The sequence below is a fragment of the Dyella sp. SG562 genome (assembly GCF_011759495.1).
In the GTDB taxonomy this organism is placed as follows: Bacteria; Pseudomonadota; Gammaproteobacteria; order Xanthomonadales; family Rhodanobacteraceae; genus Dyella_D; species Dyella_D marensis.
In genome coordinates this window covers 48186-74470 of the sequence record NZ_JAAOYS010000016.1, presented here as the reverse complement: position 1 = coordinate 74470, position 26285 = coordinate 48186, and the positions used below count along the sequence as shown (strand labels likewise).

The 26285-nt window shown below is 69.1% G+C and carries 26 protein-coding genes; 23 read left to right on the top strand and 3 right to left on the bottom strand.

Annotation, left to right across the window (positions count from 1 at the left end; all coding sequences use genetic code 11):
- Positions 1-17 precede the first annotated feature (17 nt).
- The 3 genes from FHW84_RS21565 to FHW84_RS21555 all read right to left on the bottom strand — a co-directional run bounded on the left by FHW84_RS21565 (position 18) and on the right by FHW84_RS21555 (position 2604).
- Positions 18-986 (bottom strand): VOC family protein, encoded by a 969-nt coding sequence (locus FHW84_RS21565; protein WP_167258262.1) that lies wholly within the window; start codon positions 984-986, stop codon positions 18-20.
- Between the two features lie 134 nt (positions 987-1120).
- Complete coding sequence (locus FHW84_RS21560) at positions 1121-2056, bottom strand: GlxA family transcriptional regulator (RefSeq protein WP_167258260.1); 936 nt, start codon at positions 2054-2056, stop codon at positions 1121-1123.
- Between the two features lie 86 nt (positions 2057-2142).
- Complete coding sequence (locus FHW84_RS21555) at positions 2143-2604, bottom strand: RidA family protein (protein WP_167258258.1); 462 nt, start codon at positions 2602-2604, stop codon at positions 2143-2145.
- A gap of 189 nt (positions 2605-2793) precedes the next feature.
- On the opposite strand from FHW84_RS21555, the gene FHW84_RS21550 reads away from it, so the two are divergent.
- The 23 genes from FHW84_RS21550 (at position 2794) to FHW84_RS21440 (ending at position 26281) form a co-directional block, all read left to right on the top strand.
- A complete protein-coding gene (locus tag FHW84_RS21550) occupies positions 2794-5202 on the top strand; it encodes a DEAD/DEAH box helicase (protein ID WP_167258256.1) in 2409 nt (802 codons plus the stop codon).
- Complete coding sequence (locus FHW84_RS21545; RefSeq protein WP_343203635.1) at positions 5199-6068, top strand: ribonuclease H-like domain-containing protein; 870 nt, start codon at positions 5199-5201, stop codon at positions 6066-6068. The genes FHW84_RS21550 and FHW84_RS21545 overlap by 4 nt, the downstream gene beginning before the upstream one ends.
- A gap of 42 nt (positions 6069-6110) precedes the next feature.
- On the top strand, positions 6111-7979 hold the full coding sequence (locus tag FHW84_RS21540) for a sugar-binding domain-containing protein (protein ID WP_167258254.1): 1869 nt from the start codon (positions 6111-6113) through the stop codon (positions 7977-7979).
- Between the two features lie 133 nt (positions 7980-8112).
- The gene (locus FHW84_RS21535) at positions 8113-8589 is read left to right on the top strand and encodes a cupin domain-containing protein (RefSeq protein WP_167258252.1); all 477 of its coding nucleotides are present in this window, start codon (positions 8113-8115) and stop codon (positions 8587-8589) included.
- 292 nt (positions 8590-8881) lie between these two features.
- Positions 8882-9868: a sigma-54 dependent transcriptional regulator gene (locus FHW84_RS21530; protein ID WP_243868239.1), complete on the top strand. Its 987-nt coding sequence runs from the start codon at positions 8882-8884 to the stop codon at positions 9866-9868.
- 178 nt (positions 9869-10046) lie between these two features.
- Positions 10047-10313, top strand: a complete 267-nt coding sequence (locus FHW84_RS21525; protein WP_167258250.1) for a hypothetical protein — start codon at positions 10047-10049, stop codon at positions 10311-10313.
- A 34-nt stretch (positions 10314-10347) separates the two neighbouring features.
- Entirely contained in the window at positions 10348-11982 is a 1635-nt protein-coding gene (locus tag FHW84_RS21520; protein WP_167258248.1) for a phage tail sheath subtilisin-like domain-containing protein, read from the top strand.
- Between the two features lie 10 nt (positions 11983-11992).
- Positions 11993-12520, top strand: coding sequence for a phage tail protein (locus tag FHW84_RS21515; RefSeq protein WP_167258246.1), 528 nt, complete (start codon positions 11993-11995; stop codon positions 12518-12520).
- A gap of 10 nt (positions 12521-12530) precedes the next feature.
- Positions 12531-13271 carry a hypothetical protein gene (locus FHW84_RS21510; RefSeq protein WP_208399913.1) on the top strand — a complete coding sequence of 247 codons (741 nt, stop codon included), beginning with the start codon at positions 12531-12533 and terminating at the stop codon, positions 13269-13271.
- On the top strand, positions 13268-14005 hold the full coding sequence (locus tag FHW84_RS21505) for a hypothetical protein (protein ID WP_167258241.1): 738 nt from the start codon (positions 13268-13270) through the stop codon (positions 14003-14005). The genes FHW84_RS21510 and FHW84_RS21505 overlap by 4 nt, the downstream gene beginning before the upstream one ends.
- Positions 14002-15246 (top strand): DUF4255 domain-containing protein, encoded by a 1245-nt coding sequence (locus FHW84_RS21500; protein WP_167258239.1) that lies wholly within the window; start codon positions 14002-14004, stop codon positions 15244-15246. Before FHW84_RS21505 ends, FHW84_RS21500 begins: the two co-directional genes overlap by 4 nt.
- Positions 15243-17399, top strand: coding sequence for an AAA family ATPase (locus FHW84_RS21495; RefSeq protein WP_167258237.1), 2157 nt, complete (start codon positions 15243-15245; stop codon positions 17397-17399). The genes FHW84_RS21500 and FHW84_RS21495 overlap by 4 nt, the downstream gene beginning before the upstream one ends.
- Positions 17396-17674, top strand: a complete 279-nt coding sequence (locus FHW84_RS21490) for a hypothetical protein (RefSeq protein ID WP_167258235.1) — start codon at positions 17396-17398, stop codon at positions 17672-17674. Before FHW84_RS21495 ends, FHW84_RS21490 begins: the two co-directional genes overlap by 4 nt.
- Positions 17671-19515 carry a DUF4157 domain-containing protein gene (locus tag FHW84_RS21485; RefSeq protein WP_167258233.1) on the top strand — a complete coding sequence of 615 codons (1845 nt, stop codon included), beginning with the start codon at positions 17671-17673 and terminating at the stop codon, positions 19513-19515. Before FHW84_RS21490 ends, FHW84_RS21485 begins: the two co-directional genes overlap by 4 nt.
- 13 nt (positions 19516-19528) lie before the next feature.
- Positions 19529-20836 (top strand): DUF4157 domain-containing protein, encoded by a 1308-nt coding sequence (locus tag FHW84_RS21480; protein WP_208399912.1) that lies wholly within the window; start codon positions 19529-19531, stop codon positions 20834-20836.
- A 9-nt stretch (positions 20837-20845) separates the two neighbouring features.
- Complete coding sequence (locus FHW84_RS21475; RefSeq protein ID WP_167258229.1) at positions 20846-21448, top strand: hypothetical protein; 603 nt, start codon at positions 20846-20848, stop codon at positions 21446-21448.
- Complete coding sequence (locus FHW84_RS21470; protein ID WP_167258227.1) at positions 21445-22530, top strand: DUF4157 domain-containing protein; 1086 nt, start codon at positions 21445-21447, stop codon at positions 22528-22530. The genes FHW84_RS21475 and FHW84_RS21470 overlap by 4 nt, the downstream gene beginning before the upstream one ends.
- Positions 22531-22582: 52 nt before the next feature.
- Positions 22583-23338 carry a CHAP domain-containing protein gene (locus tag FHW84_RS21465; RefSeq protein ID WP_167258225.1) on the top strand — a complete coding sequence of 252 codons (756 nt, stop codon included), beginning with the start codon at positions 22583-22585 and terminating at the stop codon, positions 23336-23338.
- Entirely contained in the window at positions 23335-23994 is a 660-nt protein-coding gene (locus tag FHW84_RS21460; protein ID WP_167258223.1) for a hypothetical protein, read from the top strand. Before FHW84_RS21465 ends, FHW84_RS21460 begins: the two co-directional genes overlap by 4 nt.
- Entirely contained in the window at positions 23994-24314 is a 321-nt protein-coding gene (locus FHW84_RS21455; protein WP_167258221.1) for a LysM domain-containing protein, read from the top strand. The genes FHW84_RS21460 and FHW84_RS21455 overlap by 1 nt, the downstream gene beginning before the upstream one ends.
- A 4-nt stretch (positions 24315-24318) precedes the next feature.
- Complete coding sequence (locus FHW84_RS21450; RefSeq protein ID WP_343203634.1) at positions 24319-25443, top strand: hypothetical protein; 1125 nt, start codon at positions 24319-24321, stop codon at positions 25441-25443.
- Positions 25440-25946, top strand: coding sequence for a phage baseplate assembly protein V (locus tag FHW84_RS21445; RefSeq protein ID WP_167258217.1), 507 nt, complete (start codon positions 25440-25442; stop codon positions 25944-25946). The genes FHW84_RS21450 and FHW84_RS21445 overlap by 4 nt, the downstream gene beginning before the upstream one ends.
- Before the next feature lie 11 nt (positions 25947-25957).
- A complete protein-coding gene (locus tag FHW84_RS21440; protein ID WP_167258215.1) occupies positions 25958-26281 on the top strand; it encodes a hypothetical protein in 324 nt (107 codons plus the stop codon).
- Positions 26282-26285: the final 4 nt, after the last annotated feature.

The following is a 26285-nucleotide window of genomic DNA, read 5'->3' as shown; positions in this document are numbered from 1 at the left end:
GCCGATCACCGGACGACTTACGCAGCCGGGCAGGGCGAACCGCCCGGCTTCAGCGCATGGAATTCCACCGACAAGCCCAGATCGTCCACGGTCGGCGCCAGCACCGACTCGCCAGACAAGCCGCGATACGTCGTCAGCTTCTGCTGATACCCCCGCTCCACCCACCGCTGCGCACGCCCAAGATCGGTCACCCCATAGCTGACGCCGAGAATGCGCGGCCCCGCAGCCATCGCCTGTGCCGCCAGTCCGGCGCCATCCGGCTGCAACGCCAGCAATGCCGTCGGCCCCACCGGCACGCAGAACCCCTTCGCACCCAGCTCCGGCAGCTTCACCGGCACCGCATGGCCGAAGCCCATGTTCTCCAGTTGCTTGCGATCGGCATCCGCATCCGCCGACACCAGCCAGATCGAGGAAAGCTCGCGCGCGCCGTTGGGGTGTTCGCGCGTTACCCGATAATCCGCGGTATTGGCGGGGTCGAACTGGTCCGGCGCGTAATCGGCCTTGTAATCGATAAAGAAGGTATTGCTCGACAGCGGCGCCTTGTCGAAGGCGAACAGCCGCCAGCCGGGCTTGGCGCTGTCGGGGCCGGAGAAGAACGGCGTCACCGCATATTGCTTGGCCTGCAGCGTGCTGCGGATGGCGTCGAGCCGGGAGCTGCGGAAACCGAAGGCGCGCGAACCGGGGCCGCCCTTCAGCGCTTCCTGGTCTTCCTTCATGCCCGGATCGAACTTGGGGTTCGGCCTGGTGATGCCGAGGATTTCGATAAAGCTGCTGTCCGCCAGGCGGATATAGCGGTTGGCGACGCCGTCGGGATCGCGTCCGGGGCGGACCTGGAAACCCAGCTTCACCGCCATCACCGAGGTGATCTGGTCGATGCCGTGCCCCCACAGCAGGATATGGTCGAGCCGGGTCGGAGCCGGTGCGGGTGCGGCGTGGGCAAGGCCTGCCGACAGCAGGCAGGCCGAGGCGATCAGGGTCGGGCGCATGCGGAACCTCATGGCGAAGAATGGAGCGATGCTGCGGGCGCGCCGCCTTATCGGGGCCGCCCGGTGGCGCTCTTTATGGTCGGTCCGGCCGGCACCGGCAAGGACAATTTCCGGACAAAAACCGCCAGCGGCTTTCAGGCGCCCGCGCTGCGGCGCAGCGACTGCGGCGACATGCCGAAGCTGCGCACGAAGGCGCGGCGCATGCGGCTGGAATCGCCGAAGCCGGTGGAAGCGGCGATATGGTCCAGCTGCATATGGCTGGTCTCGACCGCGACGCGCGCGGCTTCCAGGCGCAGGCCTTCCACCACCTTGGCGGGCGTGGCGCCGATCTCCGCGGTAAAGGCGCGGGCGAAGTTGCGCGGGCTCATCGCGGCCCGCGCGGCCAGGCGTTCCACGGTCATCGGCTCGGCCAGGCGCTTGCGCATCCAGCCGATCAGGTCGCCGAAGCGGCCGGTCTTGCCGCCTTGTTCGACCAGTACCGAGTACTGCGATTGCCCTGCATGGCGCCGTTGATGCACCACCAGCTGCTGGGCGGCGCGCCGCGCGATGCCGGGGCCGAGGTCGTCTTCCACCAGGGCCAGCGCCAGGTCGATGCCGGCGGCGATGCCCGCCGAGGTCCACACTTCGCCGTCGCGGACGAACATGCGGTCCGCATCCAGCTTCACCTGCGGATACAGCCGGCGGAAGCGCTCGGCGGCGGCCCAATGCGTGGTGGCGCGCCGGCCATCGAGCAGGCCGGCCTGGGCCAGGAAGAACGCGCCGGAACAGACGCCCGCCACGCGCCGCCAGGCTTCGGCGCCCAGGCAGGCGACGATGTCCGCGTGGCTTTCCTCCACCTGCGCCAGGTTGCCGCCGGAGACGATCACCGTGTCGAAATGCCGGGGCTCGATCGGCGTGGCCGCCAGGCTCACGCCGGACGAACTGCGCACCACGCCGCCGCCGGGAGAAAGCACGCTGATCGCATAGCTGTCCGGCCGGAAGCGTTCCGCCATCTCGAACACGGCCACCGGGCCGGCCGCGTCCAGCAGCTGGAATCCCGGAAAAACGACGATGGCGATCTCGCGGCGCATGGCGGCAGTGGCTTGGCTTCGATGCAATGGCCGGAAAGTGGCCCAAGGGTGCGGCGGGCGTCAAGTCGACGGCCCGCCGCGGCGGCTTATTTCCCGGCCTTGATCGCCACGCCGGTGATTTCGAAATGCGCGCCCAGCAGCAGCTGGGAACTGCCGGTGAAAGTACGCGCCGGGAAACCGTTCTTGAAGTAGGTGCGATAGACCGAATTGAATGGCGGGAACAGGCTCAGGTCGGTGCACAGCACGTCGATCTTCACGATGTCTTCCATGCTCATGCCGGCGGCTTCCACCGTGTGCTTGAGTTCTTCCATGGCCAGCCGGGTTTCCTCTTCCGCCGACTTGGGCACCTGGTTGTGCGCATCCACGCCGATATAGCCGGACAGATACAAGGTGTTGCCGACCAGCACCGCATCGCTCCACGGCGACTTGGCCACTTCCGCCGGCGTGCGGCCGATGACGATGTGCTTGCGGCCATCCTGCTGCGCCAGGGCGGGCAGGGTGGCCAGCAGCAGGATGGTCGAAGCGACAACGTGGGTGCGCAGCTTCATCGCGAATTCCTCGGGGCGGTTGGCATACGGGGCGCCTGGGTTGGCGCGGTCCAGCGGGGACTGGAACCGGCGATGCTGCCGCAGGCGCTTCGCCGCCTTCAAGTCCCGGTCGGCCTGGTCTCCGGCGCCGGTCTCAATCCGTGAGACGCGAAGGCATTCGAATGCGGCGGCTTTCCCCGGAGACTATCCATGCGCGCCCCCTTGCCGGCCCCCATCGTGGACGAGGACGACCAGCGCCTGCTGCGGCTGAGCGGCGCGGAGCTGGCCGGGCGGCTGGTCCAGCGCTACGGCGACCGCGTCACCGGCCAGTTCGTGGTCGAGGGCAAGGAGGGCCGCTATGTGCCGCTGCCCGAGGACCTGCCCGCGCCGCTGGCCGCCGCGCTGCGCGCCCGCGGCGTGGCCCGGCTGTACGAGCACCAGGGCCGGGCCTGGGCGGCCACCGCGCGCGGCGAAAACATCGTGGTGGCCACGCCCACTGCCTCCGGCAAATCGCTGTGCTTCACCCTGCCGGTGGTGACTTCGGTGATGACGGCGGGCAAGAAGGCGCTGTACCTGTTCCCGACCAAGGCGCTGGCCCAGGACCAGGTGGCCGAGCTGCTGGAACTCAATGCGGCCGGCGAGCTGGGCGTGCGCGCCTTCACCTTCGACGGCGACACGCCGGGCGATGCGCGCCAGGCCATCCGCCTGCATGGCGACGTGGTGGTGAGCAATCCGGACATGCTGCACCAGGCCATCCTGCCGCATCACACCAAGTGGGCGCAGTTCTTCGAGAACCTGCGCTATGTGGTGATCGACGAGGTGCACACCTATCGCGGCGTATTCGGCTCGCACGTGGCCAATGTGCTGCGGCGGCTGCGCCGGGTCTGTGCGTTCTACGGCGTGTCGCCGCAATTCATTCTGTGCTCGGCGACGATCGGCAATCCGGCCGAGCATGCGGCGGCGCTGATCGAGCAGCCGGTGACGCCGATCCTGGAAAGCGGCGCGCCCACCGGCCCCAAGCACGTGCTGCTGTGGAATCCGCCGGTGCTCAATGCGGATCTCGGCCTGCGCGCCTCGGCGCGCAGCCAGACCAACCGCATCGCGCGCACGGCGATCCGCGCGGGCCTGAAGACCCTGGTGTTCGCACAGAGCCGGCTGATGGTCGAGGTGCTGACCAAGTACCTGAAGGACGTGTTCGACCACGACCCGCGCAAGCGGCCGCGCATCCGCGCCTACCGCGGCGGCTATCTGCCTACCGAGCGCCGCCAGGCCGAGCGCGACATGCGCGCGGGCGAAGTGGACGGCATCGTCAGCACCTCGGCGCTGGAGCTGGGCGTCGACATCGGTGCGCTGGACGTCACCGTGCTCAACGGCTATCCGGGTTCGGTGGCGGCGACGTGGCAGCGCTTCGGCCGCGCCGGCCGCCGCCAGCAGCCTTCGCTGGGCATCCTGGTGGCATCGAGCGAGCCGCTGGACCAGTACCTGGTGCGCCATCCGGAATATTTCCGCGATGCCTCGCCAGAGCACGCGCGGATTGCCCAGGACCAGCCGCTGATCCTGCTCGACCATATCCGCTGCGCGGCGTTCGAGCTGCCGTTCCGCGCCGGCGACGCCTTCGGCGGCCAGATGGTGGAACCCTGGCTGGAAGTGCTGGCCGAAGAAGGCGTGCTGCATCGCGAAGGCCAACGCTTCGAGTGGATCGCCGACAGCTATCCGGCCAATGCGGTGTCGCTGCGCTCGGTGGCGGAAGGCAACTTCGTGGTGGTCAACCGCACGGGCGGACGCCAGACCATCATCGCCGAGGTCGACTACAGCGCGGCGCCGCTCACGCTGTACGAAGGCGCCATCCATATGGTGCAGTCGGTGCCGTACCAGGTGGAGCGCCTGGACTGGACCGGGCGCAAGGCCTATGTCACGCGCACCGAAGCCGACTACTACACGGATGCGATCGACTACACCAGGCTGAAGGTGCTGGACCGGTTCGACTCGTCTTCTTCCGGACGCGGCGAATGCCATCACGGCGAAGTGCACGTGGTGCGGCGCGTCGCCGGCTACAAGAAGATCCGCTACTACACGCACGAGAACATCGGCTACGGCAACGTCAACCTGCCGGACAGCGAACTGCACACGACTTCGGTGTGGTGGGCCTTGGCGCAGCGCACGCTGGACGATGCGTTCGAGCGGCGCCAGGACGCGCTCGATGGTTTTCTCGCCGCCTCCACCGCGCTGCATACCGTCGCCACCGTGGCGGTGATGGCCGAGGGGCGCGATCTGCAGAAGGCGGTGGGCAGCGGCGACGGCGCGTGGTTCGCGGTGCCGGACAGCTCTGGGCATGCACGCGTGCATACGGGGTGGGGCGAGGAAGTGCAGGACCCGCACGCGCCGTTTATCCCGACTCTCTATCTGTATGACGCTTTTCCCGGTGGCGTGGGACTCAGCGCGCCCTTGTTCGAGCGCCGCGCCGAGCTGGTGGAAAAAGCGCGCCAGCTGATCGAGCTGTGCGATTGCCGGCTCGGCTGTCCCGCCTGCGTCGGGCCGGTGCTGGCTTCGGACGAAACCGCCGCGCGTTCCATGAAGGATCTCGGCGCGATGGTGCTCGCCCTGCTGGCCGACCTGTGACGGATCTCGCCGCACGTTTGCGGCGGCTGCGCGGGCAGGCGGGTATGGCCGGCGGCGCCGCTGCTCCGGCCCCGCGATTGCCCGCCGACCTGTCGCGCCTGCTGGCTGTTCGCCGTTCCACGCCGGCACGGCAGCGGTCTGTCACGAATATGCCGACTGGTTTGGGCAGTGAGTTGGCGCCAGGGCTATGGCTCGCCGAAGCAACGACGGACTGGCCTTCCGTGCCGCTGCCGTTCGATGCCTCGTTCGCCAAGATCCCCGAGCGGATCGACCCCGCGGACATGCTGTTCCTCGACACGGAAACCACCGGACTGGCCGGCGGCACCGGCACCCGCGCCTTCATGATCGGCGTGGCGCGCTGGCACGGCGCGCGGTTCGTGCTGAGCCAGCTCACCATCACCGCGCTGGCCGGCGAGGCCGCGATGCTGGAGCAGCTACGCGCATGGATCACGCCGGCAACGGTGCTCGGCACCTATAACGGCAAGAGCTACGACGCTCCCTTGTTGAATACGCGCTTTCGCCTCGAACGCATGAGCAGCCCGCTGCAAGGGCTGCGGCATATCGACCTGCTGCATCCCGTGCGCCGGCGCTGGCGCGCGCACTGGCCGAACTGCAAGCTCGCCACCACCGAGCGCCAGCTGCTCGGCGTCGTCCGCGAAGACGACCTGCCGGGATCGCAGGCGCCGGCCGCGTGGCTGCGCTTCCTGCGCGCGGGCGATCCCACCGATCTCTATCGCGTGCTGAAGCACAACGCACAAGACCTGCGCAGCCTCGCCGGTGTGCTCAGCCATATGGTGGCGCTCGATCAAACGGCGGGCGGTTTCACACCGTGCGGCGGCGCGCTTGGACATTTGTCCGACAATTAGTCATTCTCCCGTTCTCCAACGCAACCGATGAGGGAAGGGCGGATGACGAACAACCTCCTGGTACGGCGCGCGGGCGCCTGGGTCGGCACGATCGCGGCCATGAGCCTCGCTTCCGCGGCGATGGCAGCGGAGCAGCCGACGAAAGTGTGGAACGGCAAGCCGGCGCCGCTGGCCACGCCGTGGACGGCCGCGGTTTCGCCGAAGAACGCGCTGCCCGAATACCCGCGTCCGCAGCTCGCCCGCCCATCGCTGGAGCATCCGCAATGGATGAGCCTGAACGGCCTGTGGCAATACGCGGCGGATGACGGGCAGGGCAAGCCGCCGTTCGGCCAGGCGTTGAAGGCGCAGGTGCTGGTGCCGTATCCGGTCGAGTCGGTGCTCTCGGGCGTGCAGCAGCATGCCGACTACATGTTCTATCGCCGCACGGTGGATATTCCGGCCGCCTATACGGCCAACGGCCAGCACGTGCGGCTGAACTTCGGCGCGGTGAGCCACGAGGCGACCGTTTACGTCAACGGCACGCAGGTGGCCAAGCATACGGGCGGCTATACGTCCTTCGGCGCGGACATCACCTCGGCGCTGCGCGCGAAAGGGCCGCAGGAGATCGTGGTCGCCGTGCATGCGCCGGTGGATGCCGCCAACATCATGGTCGGCAAGCAGCGGCTGAGGCCCGAAGGCATCTTCTACACCGCGGCCTCGGGCATCTGGCAATCGGTATGGCTGGAGCCGGTGCCTGCCACCAGCCTGGCGCAGCTCGAATTCACGCCCGCGCGCAGCCTCGATGCGTTCACCGTCAGCGCGAAGCTGCAAGGCGACGCGAAAGACGCCACGCTGCGCGTCACCGCCTACGCGGACGGCAAGACCGTGGGCGAGGCGAGCGGCGCGGCCGGCCAGCCGCTGAAGCTGGCCATCGCGCATCCGCACCTGTGGAGCCCGCAGGATCCCTTCCTCTACACCTTCAAGGCCACGCTCACCCTGGGCGACCAGCATGACGAAGTCACCAGCTACGCCGGCCTGCGCACCGTCGCGGTCGAAAAGGTCGGTGGCCGCAACCGCATCGTGCTGAACGGCAAGCCGACCTTCCTGCTGGCCACGCTGGACCAGGGCTATTGGCCCGACGGCATCCACACCGCGCCCACCGACGCGGCGCTGAAGTTCGATATCCAGAAGACCAAGGACCTCGGCTTCAACACCATCCGCAAGCACATCAAGGTCGAGCCGGCGCGCTGGTACTACTGGACCGACCGCATCGGCCTGATGGTGTGGCAGGACATGCCGGCGCTGCCCACCGACCGCAACGACAAGCTCAGCGAAGCCGACAAGGCCAGCTTCCGCGCCGACGTTTCCGCCATCGTCGAACAGCTGCGCGGCGTCACCTCCATCATCGGCTGGATTCCGTTCAACGAAGGCTGGGGCCAGTGGAGCATCCCCGCCGCCGCCGAGCTGTCCGCGCAGATCAAGCAGCTCGATCCCTCGCGCCTGGTCGACGCGCGCAGCGGCGCCAACTGCTGCGACATGAAGGGCGACCCGCATGCGGGCGACGTCTACGACGTGCACGACTACCAAGGCCCCGGCCTGCCCAGCCCCGATGCGGAACGCGCCGCCATCGACGGCGAGCATGGCGGCCTCACCCTGGGCGTGCCCGGTCACGTGTGGCCCAATACCGCCATCAATCCGTACGGCGCGGTAAAGGACCGCGCTGCGCTGAACGCCGGCTACGTCGCCAACACCGCGGTGCTGCGCGACAAGGGTGTGCCCAAGGGCATGTCCGGCAGCGTGTATACGCAGATCACCGACGTGGAGGGCGAGCACAACGGGCTGTACACCTACGACCGCAAGGTCGAGAAGGTGGACGAGGCCAAGGTGCGCGCGATCAACGAAGAAACGATACGTGCGGGCGCCAGTCCCTGAAGCCTGGGGCTTGGCCGTCATCCCGGCCTGCGCCGGGATGACGGCCGCCGATGGCGGCCTTGGGCTTCATGCAACGTGCGCAAGGCGATTTGTGCGCTACTCTTCGCCGCCAAGAACTCAAAGGTCCCCACCTATGCAGCCCAAGGCCGCACTGCTGCTGGCACTTTCCGCTTCCCTGGCTACGCTTGCTCCCGTCGCCGCCAAGGCGGACGACAGCGCGAAAGTCATCGCGCCCTCCGAGCTGCCTTTCATCAAGGTCTCCGCAGGCGTCCGGCTGAAGGAACTCACCGGACGCGCCGCCCCGGCCGGTGCACGCTCCACGCTGGGCAGCGTCGCGCTGTTCGAACTCGATCCGGGCCATGCCAGCGCATGGAGCCACAACAAGGCCGGCGAGGAATCGTTCTTCATCCTCGAAGGACATGGCGAAGTGTGGACCGGCAGCGTGGCGCACGCGGTAGGCCCCGGCGACTACATCCTGATCCCACCCGCCGTCGTGCGTTCCATCCGCGCCAGCAAGGGCGAAGTGCTGAAGTTCTACGCCATCACCACGCCGGCGTGGAGCAAGGACGACGACGTGCTGGTGCCGGCGCCCAAGGGTGCGCCCAAGTAAGCGGCGCGAAAGCGCCGGTATCGCTCCCGCCGCGCAAACGCCATATCGCTGCACTGCCGTCTTGACCCGGCGTGCACGGAACCGCGTTACATCGCCACAAAGCACTAGCAAACAAGGCCAGGGAGTAAATGCACACCAGCGCACACTCCTATAACTTTCTACCGATGGGAAACGCTGCGCGCTGCCATGCATACTCGCCGAGGTGGCCGCCCAAGCCCTTGATCTCCGGGGAGTAAAACTCATCGGGCGGCGCGACGTGTCGACGGCGATGGGATCCTAGGGAGAAGGGACGATGCCGGCCATGCTGGGGCAATCCAAGGCGTTCGAGCTGATGCGTGCGCAGCTGCATCGCTACGCCGGCTGCGATGTGCAGGTGCTGATCGAAGGCGAGACGGGTACCGGGAAGGAGCTCGCCGCGCGGGAAATCCATTACGCCAGCGCGCGCAGCGAGCGGCCGTTCGTGCCGGTCAACTGCGGCGCGCTGCCGGACAATCTGATCGAGAACGAACTGTTCGGGCACGAGCGCGGCGCCTATACCGACGCCAAGAGCGCGCAGCCCGGGCTGATCGACCATGCGCGCGGCGGCACCCTGTTCCTGGACGAAGTGGACTCGCTGTCGAGCAAGGCGCAGGTGACGCTGCTGCGCTTTCTGGAAAACAACGAATACCGTCCCGTCGGCGGCGGCGCGGCGCGCGTGTCGAGCGCGCGCGTGGTGGCGGCCACCAATGCCTGCCTCGACGCGCGCGTCGCGGCCGGCCTGTTCCGGCGCGATCTGCAATACCGGCTCAATGCGCTGCATGTATGCCTGCCGCCGCTGCGCGAGCGCGCCGGCGACATTCCGATGCTGGCGCAGCATTTCCTCGCCCAGCTGGCGCAGCGGCTGGATCGTCCGGCCAAGCGCTGGACGGACGAAGCCCTGCGCGTGCTCGACGCGCACGGCTGGCCGGGCAATGTGCGCGAGCTGGAGAACGTGGTGCTGCGCGCTTATCTCGGTACCGAGGGCGCGATGATCGGCGCCTCCATTCTCGACGGGCTGATCGCGCCCGCGGCCTATGTTTCATCCGAGGAGTCGGCGGACATCTTCCTCGAAGACGGCGACCTGCATTACCTGTCCGCGAAGAAGAACGCCATGTGCGCGTTCGAGCGCAGTTATCTGCTCGGGCTGATGAAGCGCACCGCCGGCAATATCAGCGCCGCGGCGCGTCTTTCCGGCACGGAGCGCAGGCAGCTCGGCAAGCTGCTGAAGAAGCACGGCATCGAGACCGGCGGCTTCCGCTAGCCCGCGGCATGCCGCGGAACTCGGGTGCGCTTTGACCCACCCGCGCCCGCGGACCGGGGCAAAGCTCACCCGGCTGGCATCCGGGTCCACGCGCAAACCCCTTGTTTCAAGCCATTTTCGAGCAGGGTGAACGCTGGCACGGCGCTTGCCTCAGTCCTCCTCGACGTGGAGGTGACGCATGAATCCTCGGCAGAACCCGGAGAACGGCTGGCGCGAAGTGGAAGGCGCGGTGCTGGCTTATCTCACGCAGCATCCCGATGCCGCCGACACGCTCGACGGCATCGTGAGCTGGTGGCTGCCGCAGCAGCGCTACGTCACCGAACGCCGACGCATCGAGCAAGCGCTGAGCCACCTGGTCGAGCGCGGCCAGCTGCGGCGCGACCGCCTTCCCGGCGGCGCCGTGCTGTACGCGCTGAACCGCGCGGACCCGGCGCCGCTGCATTGACCGACGCATCCCGCCAACCCTTGAGGAAACAGCCATGCCTGCCACCCTGAGTTATCCAGGCGTCTATATCGAGGAGATTCCCAGCGGTGTCCGCACCATCACCGGCGTGGCCACCTCGATCGCCGCCTTCGTCGGCCGCGCCGCGAAAGGGCCGGTCGATGCCGACGCCGACGGCCCGGTCACCATCAACAGCTACGGCGACTATGAGCGCATCTTCGGCGCGCTCGATCCGGCGTATCCCATGGGCTATGCGGTGCGCGACTTCTTCCTCAACGGCGGTGCGCAGGCGGTGATCGTGCGCCTGTACAAGGCCGGCGCGGCCGGCGCCAAGGCGCAGATCACCGCGCCCGGCCTGACCCCGCCCGCCGTCGCGCTGCTGCTGGAAGCTGCCTCGCCGGGCGCCTGGGCCAACAAGCTGCGCGTGCGGGTGGACAACCACGTGTCGGCCGACGTGGCCGCCTTGTACGGCCTCACCCCGGCCGACCTGTTCAACCTCACCGTGCGCGACACGGCCAGCGGCGCGCAGGAAAGCTTCCTCAACGTCACCGTGGTGGAGAGCCCGCGCCGCGTCGACCGCGTGCTGAAGGCCAGCTCCGCGCTGATCCGCCTGCAGGCCGGCGCCACCCTGGGCGCGAAGCCGCCGTCGGCGATGTCGGACACCACCGACGCCGGCAAGACCATCTGGGACGACAACGGCAGCACGCCCGCCGCCGCCACCTCGGTAGCCGTGACCACCGTGGCGCAGGACAGCGAGAAGCTCTCCGCCGATGCCGATTACCTCGGCAACCAGGACGCCAAGACCGGCATCTATGCGCTGAAGAAGGTGGATCTGTTCAACCTGCTGTGCATCCCCGCCGACGTGCGCGGCGGCGATACCAGCAATGGTGTGTACCAGGCGGCAATGGCCTTGTGCGTCGACCGCCGCGCGCTGCTGATCGTGGATGCGCCCGGTGCATGGACCACGCCCAGCTCGATCAATGCCGGCACCGTGTCCGGCCTGGGCCTGACCGGCACCGCCGCGCGCAACGCGGCGCTGTTCTTCCCGCGGGTGATCCAGTCCGACCCGGCGCGGCAGGGCCAGCTCGACACCTTCGTGCCCTGCGGCATCGTGGCCGGCATCATGGCGCGCACCGACACGCAGCGCGGCGTGTGGAAGGCGCCGGCGGGCCTGGATGCATCCTTGAACGGCGTGCAGGGCCTGTCCACGGTGATGACCGATGCCGAGAACGGCATGCTCAATCCGCTGGGCGTCAACTGCCTGCGCAACTTCCCGAACGCGGGGCCGGTGGTGTGGGGTTCGCGCACCTTGCGCGGCGCCGACCTGCTGGCCGACGACTACAAGTACATCCCGGTGCGGCGCCTGGCGCTGTACATCGAGGAAAGCCTGTTCCGCGGCACGCAGTGGGTGGTGTTCGAACCCAACGACGAACCGCTGTGGGCGCAGATCCGCCTCAACGTCGGCGCCTTCATGCAGAACCTGTTCCGCCAGGGCGCGTTCCAGGGCAAGTCGCCGACCGACGCGTACTTCGTCAAATGCGATGGCGAAACCACCACGCAGAACGACATCAACCTGGGCATCGTCAACATCGTGGTCGGCTTCGCGCCGCTCAAGCCCGCCGAGTTCGTGGTCATCCAGCTGCAGCAGATGGCCGGCCAGATCCAGACCTGAGGACAACACCATGGCTCAGTTCAGCGTCAATGCCCAGCGCTTCGATCCGTACAAGAACTTCAAGTTCAGGCTGAAGTGGGACGGCCGCTACGTGGCCGGCATCAGCAAGGTCTCGGGCCTGAAGCGCACCACCGAAGTGGTGAAGCACCGCGAAGGCGGCGACCCCAGCAGCAGCCGCAAGTCGCCGGGGCGTACCGAGTACGAGGCGATCACCATCGAACGCGGCGTCACCCACGATCTCGAATTCGAGAAGTGGGCGAACAAGGTCTGGCACTTCGGCGCCGGCCTGGGCGCCGAAGTGTCGCTCAAGGACTTCCGCAAGGACCTGATCCTGGAGGTCTACAACGAGGCCGGCCAGCTGGTGCTGTCCTATCACCTGTATCGCTGCTGGGTGTCGGAATACCAGGCGCTGCCGGACCTGGACGCCAATGCCAATGCCGTGGCCATCCAGCATCTGAAACTGGAAAACGAAGGCTGGGACCGCGACGTCAGCGTGCAGGAACCGACCGAACCCAGCTTCACGGTGCCGGCGGGCTGAGGCCGTGCGCATGCCGACCGCCGCCGACTGGTTGCGCGCCTGGGAACGCGGCGGGGATGCCTCCGCCGCGGCGCGCAGCCTCTATCTGCTCGGCGCGGGCGACCAGGCCACGGACGAGGACGCGCTGCTGCAGTTGCCATTGGGGCGGCGCGATGCCTTGCTGCTGCGCCTGCACGCGAGGCTGTTCGGGCGGCGGCTGGATGGCGTGGCGCGCTGCCCGGCGTGCAAGGCGGTGGTCGAGGTCAGCTTCGATGCGCATGCGCTGCTGACCGGGCCGGATGCCGGCGACGACACCTCCGCCGGTGTATTCGAACTGCAATCGGCGGCGCACGACCTGCGCGTGCGTTTTCGCCCGGTGAACTGCGCCGACCTGCTGGCACTGCAGGATTGCGCCGACGTGATCGATGCCCGCGGCCTGCTGCTGCAACGCTGCGTGATCGAAACGACGAAGCTGTCGAGCGCTGCCCCGGCGAGCCTGCCGGAATCGCTGCAGGCGGAACTGGCCCAGGCCATGGCCGCCGCCGATCCGCAGGCCGACCTGCAGCTGGCCTTCCATTGCCCCGAATGCGCGCACGACTGGGAACCGGCCTTCGATATCGCCCGCTTCCTGTGGCAGGAACTGCACGCCTGGGCGCTGCGCCTGCTGCGCGACGTGGACACGCTGGCACGCCACTACCACTGGAGCGAAGCGGACATCCTCGCGATGACGCCGCGCCGCCGCCAGGCCTACCTGGAGCAATGCGCGCCGTGAGCGATTTCCTCGACCGTGTCGCTACGCGTGCGCTCGGCAGCGAATCGATGCTGTCGCCGCGGCTGCCGTCGCTGTTCGAGCCGGCGGGTCGGGGTGGAGCGGCGGTGACGGAGGAGCCGGTGCAGATCCAGGCGGCGCCGGCGGTCGAGCGAACGCAGGAGCAGGCCGTGCCGAACGTGCGCCGGATCGAGAGCAAAGTGCTCGCGGAGGCACCGGAACTGGCGCCGGCGCGCTCATCTGCGCACGCTTCTACGGCGCAGGCCGACAGGCACGAGCACAGCATCGTCACGGAAGAAGTGCGCTTGTTTTCTGCGAGCAAGCCGTCCATGCGCGAAGCGGCCATCGAGCCGGCATCGCCGCGGACGGTGTCGCGCCAGGAGCCTGCCTCCACCGGCGAGCTTCAGCCGCTGAAAGAAACCCGCATCCTGCGCGAACGCACCACCATCGAGACCTCGCACGAGGAAGCGCCCGGCGAACTGTTGCCGCCGGGCCAGCCCGTCTTCGCCACCTGGCCCGAAGCCGACGCGCGGCGCACGAACGCATCGTCGCCCGCACCGGCGAAAGCACCGGCCAGCACGGCGCCGCCGTCCAGCGAACCGGCCGTGCACGTCAGCATCGGCCGGCTGGAAGTGCGCGCCGCACCCACGAACGCCACGGCGCCGCGCGCTGCGGCGCCGTCACGTCCCAGCGCGCTCGACGACTACCTGCGCCAGCGCGGCGGAAGCACGCCATGAGCAATGTCCTCGCCATCGCCGCCGCCACCCGCACCTTGCGCAATGTGCTGCTGGCCCGCATGCCGCTGCTGGATACCGACCTGGGCGACCTGGAAGTGACCCTGCAGCCGCTGGACGTCGCGCGCAAAGGCATCACCAAGGCCCAGCTCAATCTGTTCCTGTACCAGGTCATCTACAACGCCGGCTGGCGCAATATGGACATGCCCGGCCGCGTGCGCCCCGGCGAAACGGCGCAGCCGGCGCTGGCGCTGAATCTGCATTACCTGATCACCGCCTGGGGCCGCGGCGACAGCGACAACGACGCGGTCAGCCACCGCGTGCTGGCGGCGGCGATGAGCACGCTGCACGACCGCCCGCTGCTCGACGCCGACGACATCCGCAACGCCTTGCTCGGCAACGACCTGGCCGACCAGATCGAACGCGTGCGCCTGACGCCGCTGCCGCAGAGTGTGGAAGAGCTCTCCAAGCTGTGGACCGCGTTCCAGACCAACTACCGCGTCTCCGCCGCCTACGAGGCTACCGTGCTGCTGATCGACAGCCAGGCGCCATCGCGCGCCAGCCTGCCGGTGCTGCGCCGCGGGCCGCAGGATCGCGGCGTGACCAGCACGGCATCCACGGCGCCGGCACTCAGCAGCGTGGCGCTGCCGAATGCGCAGGCGGCGGCCAGGCTCGGCGACGATCTGGTGCTCAGCGGCAGCCAGCTCAGCACCGCCAACGCGGTGGCGCGCTTCAACAGCCTGCGGCTCGATGCGCCGGTGGACGTGGTGCCGGCCGCGGGCGCAACAGCGGGCACCTTGCAGGTGCATCTGGCCGACAGCGCCGAGGATGCGCAGGCGCCGTCGCGCTGGGCGCCGGGCATCTACACGCTGTCGCTGCTGGTGCAGTCGCCGGGCCTGCCCGCGCTGCTCAGCAACGAACTGCCGCTGGCGCTGGCGCCCGCGATCACGCTGACGCCGCGCACCGGTTCGCCCGGCACGCAGCATCTGAATCTGACCTGCCTGCCGCGCATCCGCGACGGGCAGCGCGTGTTCCTGCTGTTCGGCGACCAGCTGGTGACGCCGACCAGCATCACCAACCCGGCCGATCCGGCCCAGCCCACCGCGCTGGTTTTCGACGTGCCAGGCGTGGCTGCCGGCACCTATACGGTGCGCCTGCGCGTCGACGGCGCCGACAGCATTCCGGTCGATTTCAGCGGCCCGTTGCCGGCCTTCGACAGCCTTCAGCAAGTGGTGGTGTCATGAGCGATTACGCGCAATGGCTCGCCGAGAACGATAAATACCTGGCCGATGCGCTGGCCGACCTGCGCGCGCGGCTGCAGCGCGCCGCGGGGCAGGAGGCAGCGCCGTCGAATGGCGCGCGCAACGTGCCGGCGATTCCCGCGACGGTGGCGCCGGCGCCCGAAGCCACTGCAGCTCGGCATACGTCATGGTTGTCCCGCGTGTTCGGCGAGCACCCGGCTGCGCAGGCTGCGCCATTGGCAACGACGGACACGGCGCCACCGGAGCTGCAGGCGGCCGAACCGCCGCCCCCGGCGATCGCCGTCGACACCGCGGCCGATCCGGCGCAGGCGCCGGCCTTCGCCCCCGCGCTGCAACTGCTGGCCCAGCGCCTGGGCCTGTCCGACTTCGAGCGCGACCTGCTGCTGCTGTGCATCGGCATGGAACTGGACACGCGCATGCCCGCGCTGTGCGCGCAGGCCCAGCACGATCCCGCCAAGCCCTGGCCGACCTTCGCGCTCGCCTTCGCCGTGCTGGACCAGCCGAGCTGGGACGCGCTCTCGCCCGAACGCCCGCTGCGCTACTGGCGCCTGCTGGAGATCCACCAGCCGGGGCCGCAGCCGCTGATCGGCGCCGCGCTGAGCGCGGACGAGCGCATCGTCAATTTCGCCAAGGGCCTGAACTACGTCGACGACCGCCTGATGCCGCTGCTGACGCCGTTGAACACGGACAGCCTGCCGCCTTCGCAGCAAGCCGTGGCCGACCGCCTGCTCGACAACCTGCGCCACGTGCCGTTCGGCGAACCCTTGCCCACGGTGCAGCTGGTCGGCGTGGACAGCACCAGCAAGCAGGCGATCGCACAGACGGTGGCGGCCGGCTTCGGTGCGCAGGCGTTTCGTCTGTCGGCGCAGCTGCTGCCGCAGGGCATCGCCGAACAGGAGGCCCTGGTGCGCCTGTGGCGGCGCGAGAGCCTGCTGATGCCGGTGGCGCTGTATATCGACGCTTCCGCCATCGACGGCGCGGATGCGGCTTCCGGCCCGATCCGCCGTTTCCTGGCGCGCGCCGGCGGCCTGCTGTTCATCGATACGCGCGAGCCGTGGAACGACAACGGCACACATGCATTGAGTGCCGACGTGACCCGACCCACCTCGCTGGAACAGCGCAGCGTGTGGCAGCACCTGCTGGGCGAAGGCGCGGAGCAGCATTCGCGCCAGCTGGCCAGCCATTTCGATTTCAATCTCGGCAAGATCGGGCAGATCGCGCATACCGCGCTGGCCGCGACCGGACAGAAGGCCGAAGGCCTGGGCGAAGCGCTGTGGCAGGGCGCGCTGGCGCGCACGCGGCCGGCGCTGGACCAGCTGGCGCAGCGCATCGAGCCCAAGGCGGGCTGGGACGACCTCAAGCTGCCGGACAGCGAGAAGAACCTGCTGCGCGAAATCGCCGACCAGGTCGCGCAGCGCAGCGTGGTCTACGACGACTGGGGCTTCCGCGAACGCATGAACCGCGGGCTTTCCATCAGCGCGCTGTTCGCCGGCGAGAGCGGCACCGGCAAGACCATGGCGGCCGAAGTGATCGCCAACGAACTGGGCCTGCCGCTGTACCGCATCGATCTCTCGGCCGTGGTCAGCAAGTACATCGGCGACACCGAGAAGAACCTGCGCAAGCTGTTCGACGCGGCGGAAGAGGGCGGCGCGATCCTGTTCTTCGACGAGGCCGACGCGCTGTTCGGACGCCGCAGCGAAGTGAAGGACAGCCACGACCGCTACGCCAATATCGAAGTGAACTACCTGCTGCAGCGGCTGGAGAGCTTCCGCGGCCTGGCCATCCTGGCCACCAACATGAAGAGCGCGCTGGACACGGCTTTTCTGCGCCGCATCCGTTTCGTGGTGAACTTCCCGTTCCCCGGCGTGGCCGAGCGCAAGGCGATGTGGGCCTCGGCCTTTCCCGCCAAGGTGGCCACCGCCGCGCTGGACATCGAGCGCCTGGCCAAGCTGGCGCTGACCGGCGGCAGCATCCAGGGCATCGCCTTGAACGCAGCGTTCCTGGCCGCCAGGCACGGCGTGCAGGTGACCATGCCGCTGCTGCTGGACGCCGCGCGCAACGAGTTCCGCAAGCTGGAGAAGCCGGTCAACGAAGCGGACTTCCGCTGGCTGGGCAGTGCGGGAGGACAGCCGTGAGCATCGCCCTGCATATCGAGCGGCTGGTGATCGACGAGGCCGTGCTGGGCGGCGAACGCGCCGCCGACGTGCGGCTGCTGCTTGAACGGGAACTGGCGCGGCAACTCGCGCAGCCGGGAGCGATGGATGCGCTGCGCCATGTCGGCGCCGTCAGCGCGCTGCCTTCCGCGGCGCTGCCCGTGCCGGTTCGAGGTCAGGAGCGGCTTGGTTCCCGCCTCGCCGCGGCAGTGGGGCAAAGCCTCGCCGCCGCCTTGCCGGCGGTGGAGCGGACATGAACCGGCCTCTTGCCAACGCAAAGCTCGCGCCGGCTCCATCCGCCGCTGTCGCCAGCCCCGTGCTGCGGCGCAAATGCGCCTGCGGCAGCCATGCGGCCGGCGGCGAATGCGAGAGCTGCAAGCAGCGTGTGCATCGCAAGGAGCGCGCCGGGGCATCCGCGCAGCAGGCGGCGGTGCCGGGGATCGTGCACGACGTGCTGGGCACGCCCGGGCGGCCGCTGGATGCCGCGGCGCGCGCCTGGATGGAGCCGCGCTTCGGCCACGATTTCAGCGGCGTGCGCGTGCATACGGATGGGCAGGCGGCGGCGTCCGCGCGTTCGGTCGGCGCACGGGCGTATGCCGTGGGCCAGCACCTGGTGTTCGACCACCGGCAGTACGCGCCGCATACGCCGGACGGCCGGCATCTGCTTGCGCACGAGCTGGCCCACACCATCCAGGATGCGGGCGGCGGCGGGCTGCATCCGAAGCTGCAGCTGGGTGCGGCCGACGACGCCAGCGAGCGCGCCGCCGACCGCGCCGCGGATGCGGTGGCGCAGGGCCGGCGCGCCTACGTGGCGCCGGCAGCCGGCGGCGTGATCCGCCGGCAGATCGCCGAGTGCTATGCCAGCGCCGGCAAGGACGACATGCAGAAAGTGGTGCGCTGCCCGGACATGTCGGAAACCGAAGTGACCATGGTCGATTCCACCGACAAGCCCGAGCCCAAGACCACGATTTCCGCGGTGCCCGGCTACGACTCGCAGAACGTCTTCGTCGACATCACTTACTGCCGCGGCAAGACCAGCGTCACCATCTCGCCCTCCGCCAGCCTGCCCGCTACCGTGGCGCAGGCGATCGGCAACGTGCTGTCGGGCAAGGATCCGGTCAAGAGCGGCCGGCTCACCGCGGGGCTCGGCATCGAGGTCGCGGTCAGCGACAAGGTCACCGTCACCATCGGCCCCACCATCACCGCCGGCGTATCCGGCAAGCCGACCTATGGCGGCGGCGTGCAGGTCAAGACGCCGTACGGCGGCTTCGGCGCGCAGGGCCAGTACGACGCGGAGCAGAAGCAGGGCGGCATCAGCTTCAGCTACACGCCTGGCGACAAGCCGAAGAACGTCGACTGCCACACCGTGCGCCACTACGTGACCCTGGCCTGCGCCAAGGTCACGCGCAAGCCGGCCGACCCCGGACAGCCCGAGCTCAAGGGTCCGGATACTCAAGTGCGGCGCGTGTACTTCGACTATGCCAAGGACACCATCCGCCAGGATTTCCACCTGCCCGACGACATCGAGACGCTGGCCGCCAAGGGCTACCGCGTCACCGCGGTGCAGGGCTTCACCTCGCCGGAAGGCCCGCGCGGGCGCGAGCACGAGCCGTCCTTTATCGGCAACGACCGCCTGTCGGTGAAGCGCGCGGAAGCGGCGCTCCGCTGGCTGCAGGATCCGAAGGTATGCCCGCATTGCGATACCTCGGGCGTCAAGGCGGACGGCCAGAGCGAGCTGCCGCCGCTGCAGGGCAAGCAGAAGCCCGAGCCGGTGGGCCGCCCGATGGAAGAAGACGCGGTGAAGGAGTACCTGGGCGAGAAGCCCGGCAGCACGGCCGATCCGACGGCGCCCAAGGCCGGCCCCGAGCGCGATGCGTTCAAGGCGCAGCCGTTCAAGGCGCAGCGCGACCAGGCCTTCGATTTCATGCGGCGCGCCGACATCACCCTGGTCGGCAGCAAGGTGACCCAGGAGTTCAAGCCGGCAAAACCCGAGGAAGTCACGCGCGACCCGGTCGCGTGCGACGAGAAAGTGATCAATGCGGCGCGCAAGGCCTTCGGCATCGCGCCGTCCACCGTGGTCGAAACCACCAAGCCTTGAGAGGGCCGCCACGATGCCAAGCGCCGACAAATCAGCGATCGCCAGGCAGAGCTTTACGCCTGCGCTCACCCGCGCGCCGGTCGGTCTGCACCGCAAATGCGGCTGCGGCAAATCCACGCCGGGCGGCGGCCAGTGCAGCGAGTGCGCGCAGAAGAAGGCCAGCCTGCAGCGGCGCGCGCAGCGCGACGTGGCCGGCGGCGTCGCCCCGGCCAGCGTGCATGCGGAACTGGCCCGCGGCGGACAGCCGCTGGATCGCGCCACGCGTAGCTTCATGGAGCCGCGCTTCGGCCACGACTTCAGCCACGTGCGCGTGCATGCCTCGCCGCAGGCCGCGGAAACGGCGGCCGACGTCGGCGCCTCCGCGTACACCGTGGGGCCGCATATCGTGTTCGGTCAGGGCGGCTATGCGCCGTCGACGCATACGGGCCGCCAGCTGCTTGCGCATGAACTGGCGCACGTGGTGCAGCAGGGCGGTGCGCAGAGCCTGCAGCGCTCCGGCGGGCAGGTGGGCGACACGCCGTCGATGGCTGGCGGCAACGGCCTGCGCATCGGCAGCGCGGACGATCCGCTGGAAGGCGAGGCGGATGCGGCGGCGCACCGGGTGATGAGCGGTGCCAATGCGGGCGCCGGGTTTGCCGCGGCGCCGCTGAGCCTGGCGCGTGCGCCGATCCTGCGCCGGCGGCTGGTGGTCAATCCCGGCGATTCGATTCCGATGCCGGCGGGCGCGGCGGGGCCGGAGCAACCCTTGACCAATGCGGTGCAGAACCTGATGCACGAAGTCTGCCCCGACGGCCAGTTCGTGGTGGATCCGGCGACCGGCGTGGCCAGCGCGGGCGCGGCCAATTTCTGCGCCACGCCTGCGCCGGCCGCTCCGGCGAAATCGCCGGCCAATTCCAGCACGCCGGTGGGTTGCCGTTGTCTGTGCGACGTCATCAACAACACCGAAACCACCACGATTGCCTTTCAGGCCGGGCCGCCGGGCACCAGCCGCACGGTCGATCAGCAAGGGCGCGTGCAGGGTGAGGCGGGGCGCCGCACCAGTCCGACCGTCAATGTCGATCCGCGCTTCCAGGGCCAGTACAAGATCAACGGACGCTGGGTGGATATTCCGTTCCATCTGATCTTCGCCCACGAAGTCTGCGGGCACGCACTGCCGAAGATGCAGGGCACGCATGCGGCGCGCGGCCCGACGCCGCCGGGCGGCACGCCGCCGTCGGAACAGCACGCCGTCGACGTCGAACGCGACATCGCCGCCGAGCACTCGCCGGCCCTGCCGCGCCGCCCCGACGACTACGGCGGCGACGCGCGCGAGCGGCCCTGAGGCGCAGCCATGAACGCACCGTCGTCCATGCAAGCCCGCCTGGAAGTCCTGCGACAGGACCTGCCGGATCCGTTCGCCCTGCGCACGGGCCTGGATGCCTTCTTCGCGCTGCCCCGCGTGCGCGAGCTGCTCGCCGACGGCACGGCCGGCGAGCAACTGCTCGATTACCTGGAGCACCAGCCCGAGCCCGCGCTCGCGCGCGTCGCGGTGATCCTGCTTTCGCGCTGCCTCACCGACGCGTTGTACCGGCGCCTTCTGGCCGTGCTGGAACGCGCGGACAAGGAACTGACCGAAGCCTGCGACGCCGGCCTGTGGCTGCTGCCGGTGGATCAGGCCGCGCTGGCGCGGGAGCTGGTGGGCATGACCAGCACCGGCCAGCCGTTTCCGCTGTTGCTGCTGCAGCGTCCCATCGCCGCCGAAGTGCGCGCATCGCTGGAGCATTTCATCCGCCTCGGCAAGCTGCCGCTGAGCCTGTACGCGCTGTATGCGTATGCCTATGTGCCGAAGCCGCGCGACCAGGCGCTGCTGCTCCAGTGGAAGCAGTCCGGCCAGGCCGACGCCGCCACCGTGCGGCTGCTCGACCAGCTGCTGCACGAGGAGGGCCGGCCATGAGCGAGCGCGCCGCCAAGAGCCAGGCCGCGCAGGCCGTGAAGAGCACGGCGGCGAACGGTGCGGCGGCGGGCCACCTGCTGCAGCGCAAATGCGCCTGCGGCACGCATACCCCGGGCGGCGGCCAATGCCGCGCCTGCAGCGAGCGCGAGGCTGGGCCGCATGCGGAACACGCGGCCGCCGAACCGGTGCCGGCTTCCGTCCACGATGCGCTGGCCAGCGGCGGCCGTCCGCTGGACGATCGCGCCCGCCGCTTCTTCGAGCCGCGCTTCGGCCGGAACCTCGGCGGCGTGCGCATCCATACCGACGGCAGCGCCGCGCGCTCGGCCAGGGACGTGGATGCGCAGGCCTATACCGCCGGGCGGCATATCGTGTTCGCCGACGGCAAGTACGCGCCGGAATCGCTGATGGGCAGCTTCCTGCTCGCGCACGAACTCTCGCACGTAATGCAGCAGCGCCAGCAGGACGTCCGCCCGCAGGCGATCGGCAACCGCAACGATGCCTTCGAGCACGAGGCCGACCGCACGGCGATGGACGTGCTGACGCGGCCGGTCTCGTCGGTGGCGCCGATGGTCGGCACCGATCCGTCCGCCACCTTGCGCCGCGGCTGGCCGCTGGTGGCGGCCGGCGTGGTCGGCGTCGGCGCCGCGCTCTACGCGGCATGGGCCTATCACTGCCTGACGCCGCTGGAGCGTCCGATGTACGACGCCACTTTCGGCGATCCGGTGAACCGCACCGGCGGCTTCCGGCTCTGGTACTACAACCAGACCCACGCGCCGATTTCGAGCAATGTGTGGGACGCCTTCGGCCACTGCTGGATCGCCTGCGCCTCGACCAAGCGCTGCGGCGCCTTCACCGCCAGGCTGGCCGGCAGTTCGCGCGAGTTCTACCGCGAGTACATCGACAGCCGCCCGCACGACAGCTACGCGCAGGACATCAACAACCAGCGGCTGGGCCGCGGCTTCGGCAGCAATGGCGACGACTGCGATACCGCCTGCCGCAATGCGGCGCTGCCGGGCGGGGCGATGGACCTGAGCGCGCCGGCGGCGACGCATTGGGATCCGGTCAACGGAGATACCGCTTGAAACACGATCAATCGTGCGCGCTCGCACGCGCCATCGGGATGGAGCATTGAGCATGGACACCTTGCGTAAAGGCGACCAGGGGCCACAGGTCAGCCAGCTGCAGCAGCTGCTGACCCGGCGCGGCTATGCGGCGCCGGGCACGGGCGTGTTCGATACGCGCACCTGGCAGGCCCTGCGCGCGTTCCAGATCCAGAACCTCGACCAGCACGGCCAGCCGCTGGTGGTGGATGGCGTGGCCGGGCCGCTGACCTGGTGGAGCCTGCAGAATCCCAAGCCGGCCATCGTTACGCCGAGCGCGGTGGATTACACCGTGCTGCCCGCCACCGGCGGCAGCGCGCGGGGCAGGGCGGCGCTAGCCTCGGCCATCGCGGAGCTGAAGGCCGGCGCCGGCGAACAGGGCGGCGACAACCGCGGTCCGTTCGTGCGCAAGTACCTGGCGCCGGCAGGATTGCCGGAAGGCAATCCGTGGTGCGCTTCCTTCGTGAGCTATTGCTTCCTGCAGGGCGCGGGCGGCGACCGGGCGAAGATGCCGTTCCCATACGTGGCCAGCGCACGCAGCCTGCTGGCGGAATTCAAGGACAAGGGCTGGGCCTCGACGCCGGGCGATGGCTACATGCCGCAGCCGGGCGACATCGTGGTGTGGTGGCGGGTGAGCCTGGCCGGCTGGCTGGGCCACACCGGCCTGGTGCACTCGGTGCAGGACGGCATGCTCTACACCATCGAGGGCAACCGCAGCCCCAACGTGCAGGGCTTCTCCTATGTGCTCAGCCGCATGGACAAGCTGCTCGGCTACGGACACGTGCCATGAGCGGATTTCCCGGCTCGCCGCGCATCCTCAAGGGTGGCCTGGTGCTGATCGACCCGGACACCTCCGCCGTGCTGCGCGTGATCGCCCTGCAGTACAACCCCGACTCGATCACCCGCTCGCTGCAGGTGCAGGCGATCAGCGCCGACGGCGGCGACCGCTCCGAGGTGCTGCGCCTGAAAGGGCCGCCGGTGGAAACCATCAAGCTGGAGGCGGAGATCGACGCCACCGACCAGCTGGAATTTCCCGACCGCAACCGCGTCGCCACGCAGACCGGCGTGTTCGCCCAGCTGGCCGCGCTGGAAACCATGATCTATCCGACCAGCGCGCAGTTGAACGCCAACGATGCGATGTCCCAGGCCGGCACGCTGGAAATCATTCCGATGGAAACGCCGCTGGCCCTGTTCGTGTGGAGCCAGACGCGCATCCTGCCGGTGCGCGTCACGGAGCTGAGCATCACCGAGGAGGCCTTCGACACCGCGCTCAATCCGATCCGCGCCAAGGTCAGCCTGGGCCTGCGCGTGCTGTCGGTGAACGACGTGCCGCCGGGACACAAGGCGGCCAGCCTGTTCATGAGCTATCTGCAAAACAAGGAACGGCTGTCCGGCATGGCGCCGGCCATGCCCTTGTCCGCGCTCGGCATAACGGGAGTGCCCTGATGGCCATCGCCTTTCCTCCGACCAGCCGCTATGCGCTGACCCCCACCGGCACCTTCGTGCGCGCCGACGGCACGCCGATCGCCTATCTCAAGCGCCGCTTCGTACCGGCGCCGGAGAAGTTCGCACTGCTGCAGTGGCATCGCGTGGTGCAGGGCGAGCGGCTGGACAATATCGCCGCGCACTACCTGGGCGATCCCGAGCAGTTCTGGCGGCTGTGCGATGCCAATCGCGCGCTGCGCCCGGACGAGCTGACCGAAACCATCGGCCGCAAGCTCGCCATCACCTTGCCCGAGGGTATTCCGGGGGTGCCGCGTGCTTAAGGGCGTGCACCTGACATTGCTGGTCGGGCCCGTGGTGCCGGTGCCGGTGCCGCAGGTGGTGCTGGATGCGCTGACCCAGATCGAGGTGGTGCAGCCCGACGAGCAGGCCGGCGCTTTCACCTTGCAGTTCACCCTGAGCGTGCAGTCGCCGCTGCATACCCTGTTCCTGCTGAGCGGCGGCGACGTGGTGCCGCTGCTGCGGGTGATCGTGATCGTCACGGTGAACGGCACGCCGGAGGTGCTGATCGACGGCGTGGTGACCAAGACCGAAGTGATGCCCGGCGCCGACCAGCGCCACACCAGCTTGCAGGTGAGCGGCGACGATCTCACCACGGTGATGCAGAAGCTGGAGTTCTCCGGCCTGCCGGGGCTGCCGTATCCGGCCATGCCGGCCGAAGGCATCGTGGCGCTGCTGCTGGCCAAGTACGCATTTTTAGGCGTGGTGCCGCTGGTGATTCCCAGCATCGCCATCGACGTGCCGATTCCCACCGACCGCATTCCCACCCAGCAGGGCACGGACCTGGAATACATCCGCATGCTGGCCAGCCGCGTGGGCTACGTGTTCTATATCGAACCGGGCCCCGCGCCGGGCATGAGCACCGCGTACTGGGGGCCGAAGATTAAAGTAGGCGTGCCGCAGCCGGCGCTGAATGCCGACATGGATGCGGCCAGCAACGTGGAAAGCCTCAGCTTCAGCTACAACGGCAATGCGCGCAGCCTGCCGATCGTCTATATCCAGAATCCGCAGACCAAGATTCCGATCCCGATTCCGATCCCCGACGTCGGTCCGCTGAATCCGCCGCTGGGCCTGCTCGACCCGCCGCCGCAGCGCTTCAACCCGTTGACCGAAACGGCCAAGTATTCGCCGGTGCGCGCGCTGCTGCTGGGCATGGCGGAGGCGGCCAAGTCCGCCGACACCGTCACCGGCCGCGGCAACCTGGACGTGTCGCGCTACGGCCGCGTGCTGAAGGCGCGCCAGCTGGTCGGCGTGCGCGGCGTGGGGCCGGCCTTCGACGGCCTGCATTACGTGAGCGAGGTGCGCCACACCATCAAGCGCGGCGAGTACAAGCAGAGCTTCAGCCTGTCGCGCAAGGGCCTGATCTCCACCGTGCCGCGGGTGCCGTCATGACCAAGTACTACGGCAAATACCGCGGCACCGTGCTGCAGAACATCGACCCCGAACAGCTCGGGCGCATCCAGGCGACGGTGCCGGACGTGTCCGGCCTGCTGCCCTCGAGCTGGGCCATGCCGTGCGTGCCGTTCGCCGGCAAGCAGAACGGCGTGTACGTGGTGCCGCAGATCGGCGCGGGCGTGTGGATCGAATTCGAGCAGGGCGATCCGGATTACCCCATCTGGACCGGCGGTTTCTGGGGCATCGCCGCAGAGGTGCCGGCCCTGGCACTGGCGGGCAATCCCGCCAGCCCCAGCGTGGTGCTGCAGTCGGGCCTGCAGAACACGATCTCGATCAGCGACCTGCCGGGTCCCACCGGCGGCATCCTGCTCAAGGCCGTGACGGGCGCCATGATCATGGTCAACGAGATCGGCATCACCATCTCCAACGGGCAGGGCGCCACCATCGTGCTGGCGGGGCCCACCGTCACCATCAACAACGGCGCGCTGGTCGTGACCTGAGGAGGATGACGATGCCGGGCTTCCTTATCCATGTCGGCGCCAGCGTGCTCTGTTCGCACGGCGGACAGGCGCAGGCCACGGTGCCGAATCCGCGCGTGACGGTGAGCGGCCAGCCCACGGTCGCCATGCCCGGGCCGTGGGTGGTGGCCGGCTGCACCTTCCCGCCGCCGCCCGCGGCCAACGGCCCCTGCGTCAGCGCGCAGTTCATGACCAGCGCGACCCGGGTCACTTCCAACGGACAGCCGCTGCTGTGCTTCGACAGCCAGGCGCTGTGCGCGCCGACGGCGACGCCGCTGCTGATCGTCGCCAGCCAGATGCGCGTCACCGCCATGTGAGGAC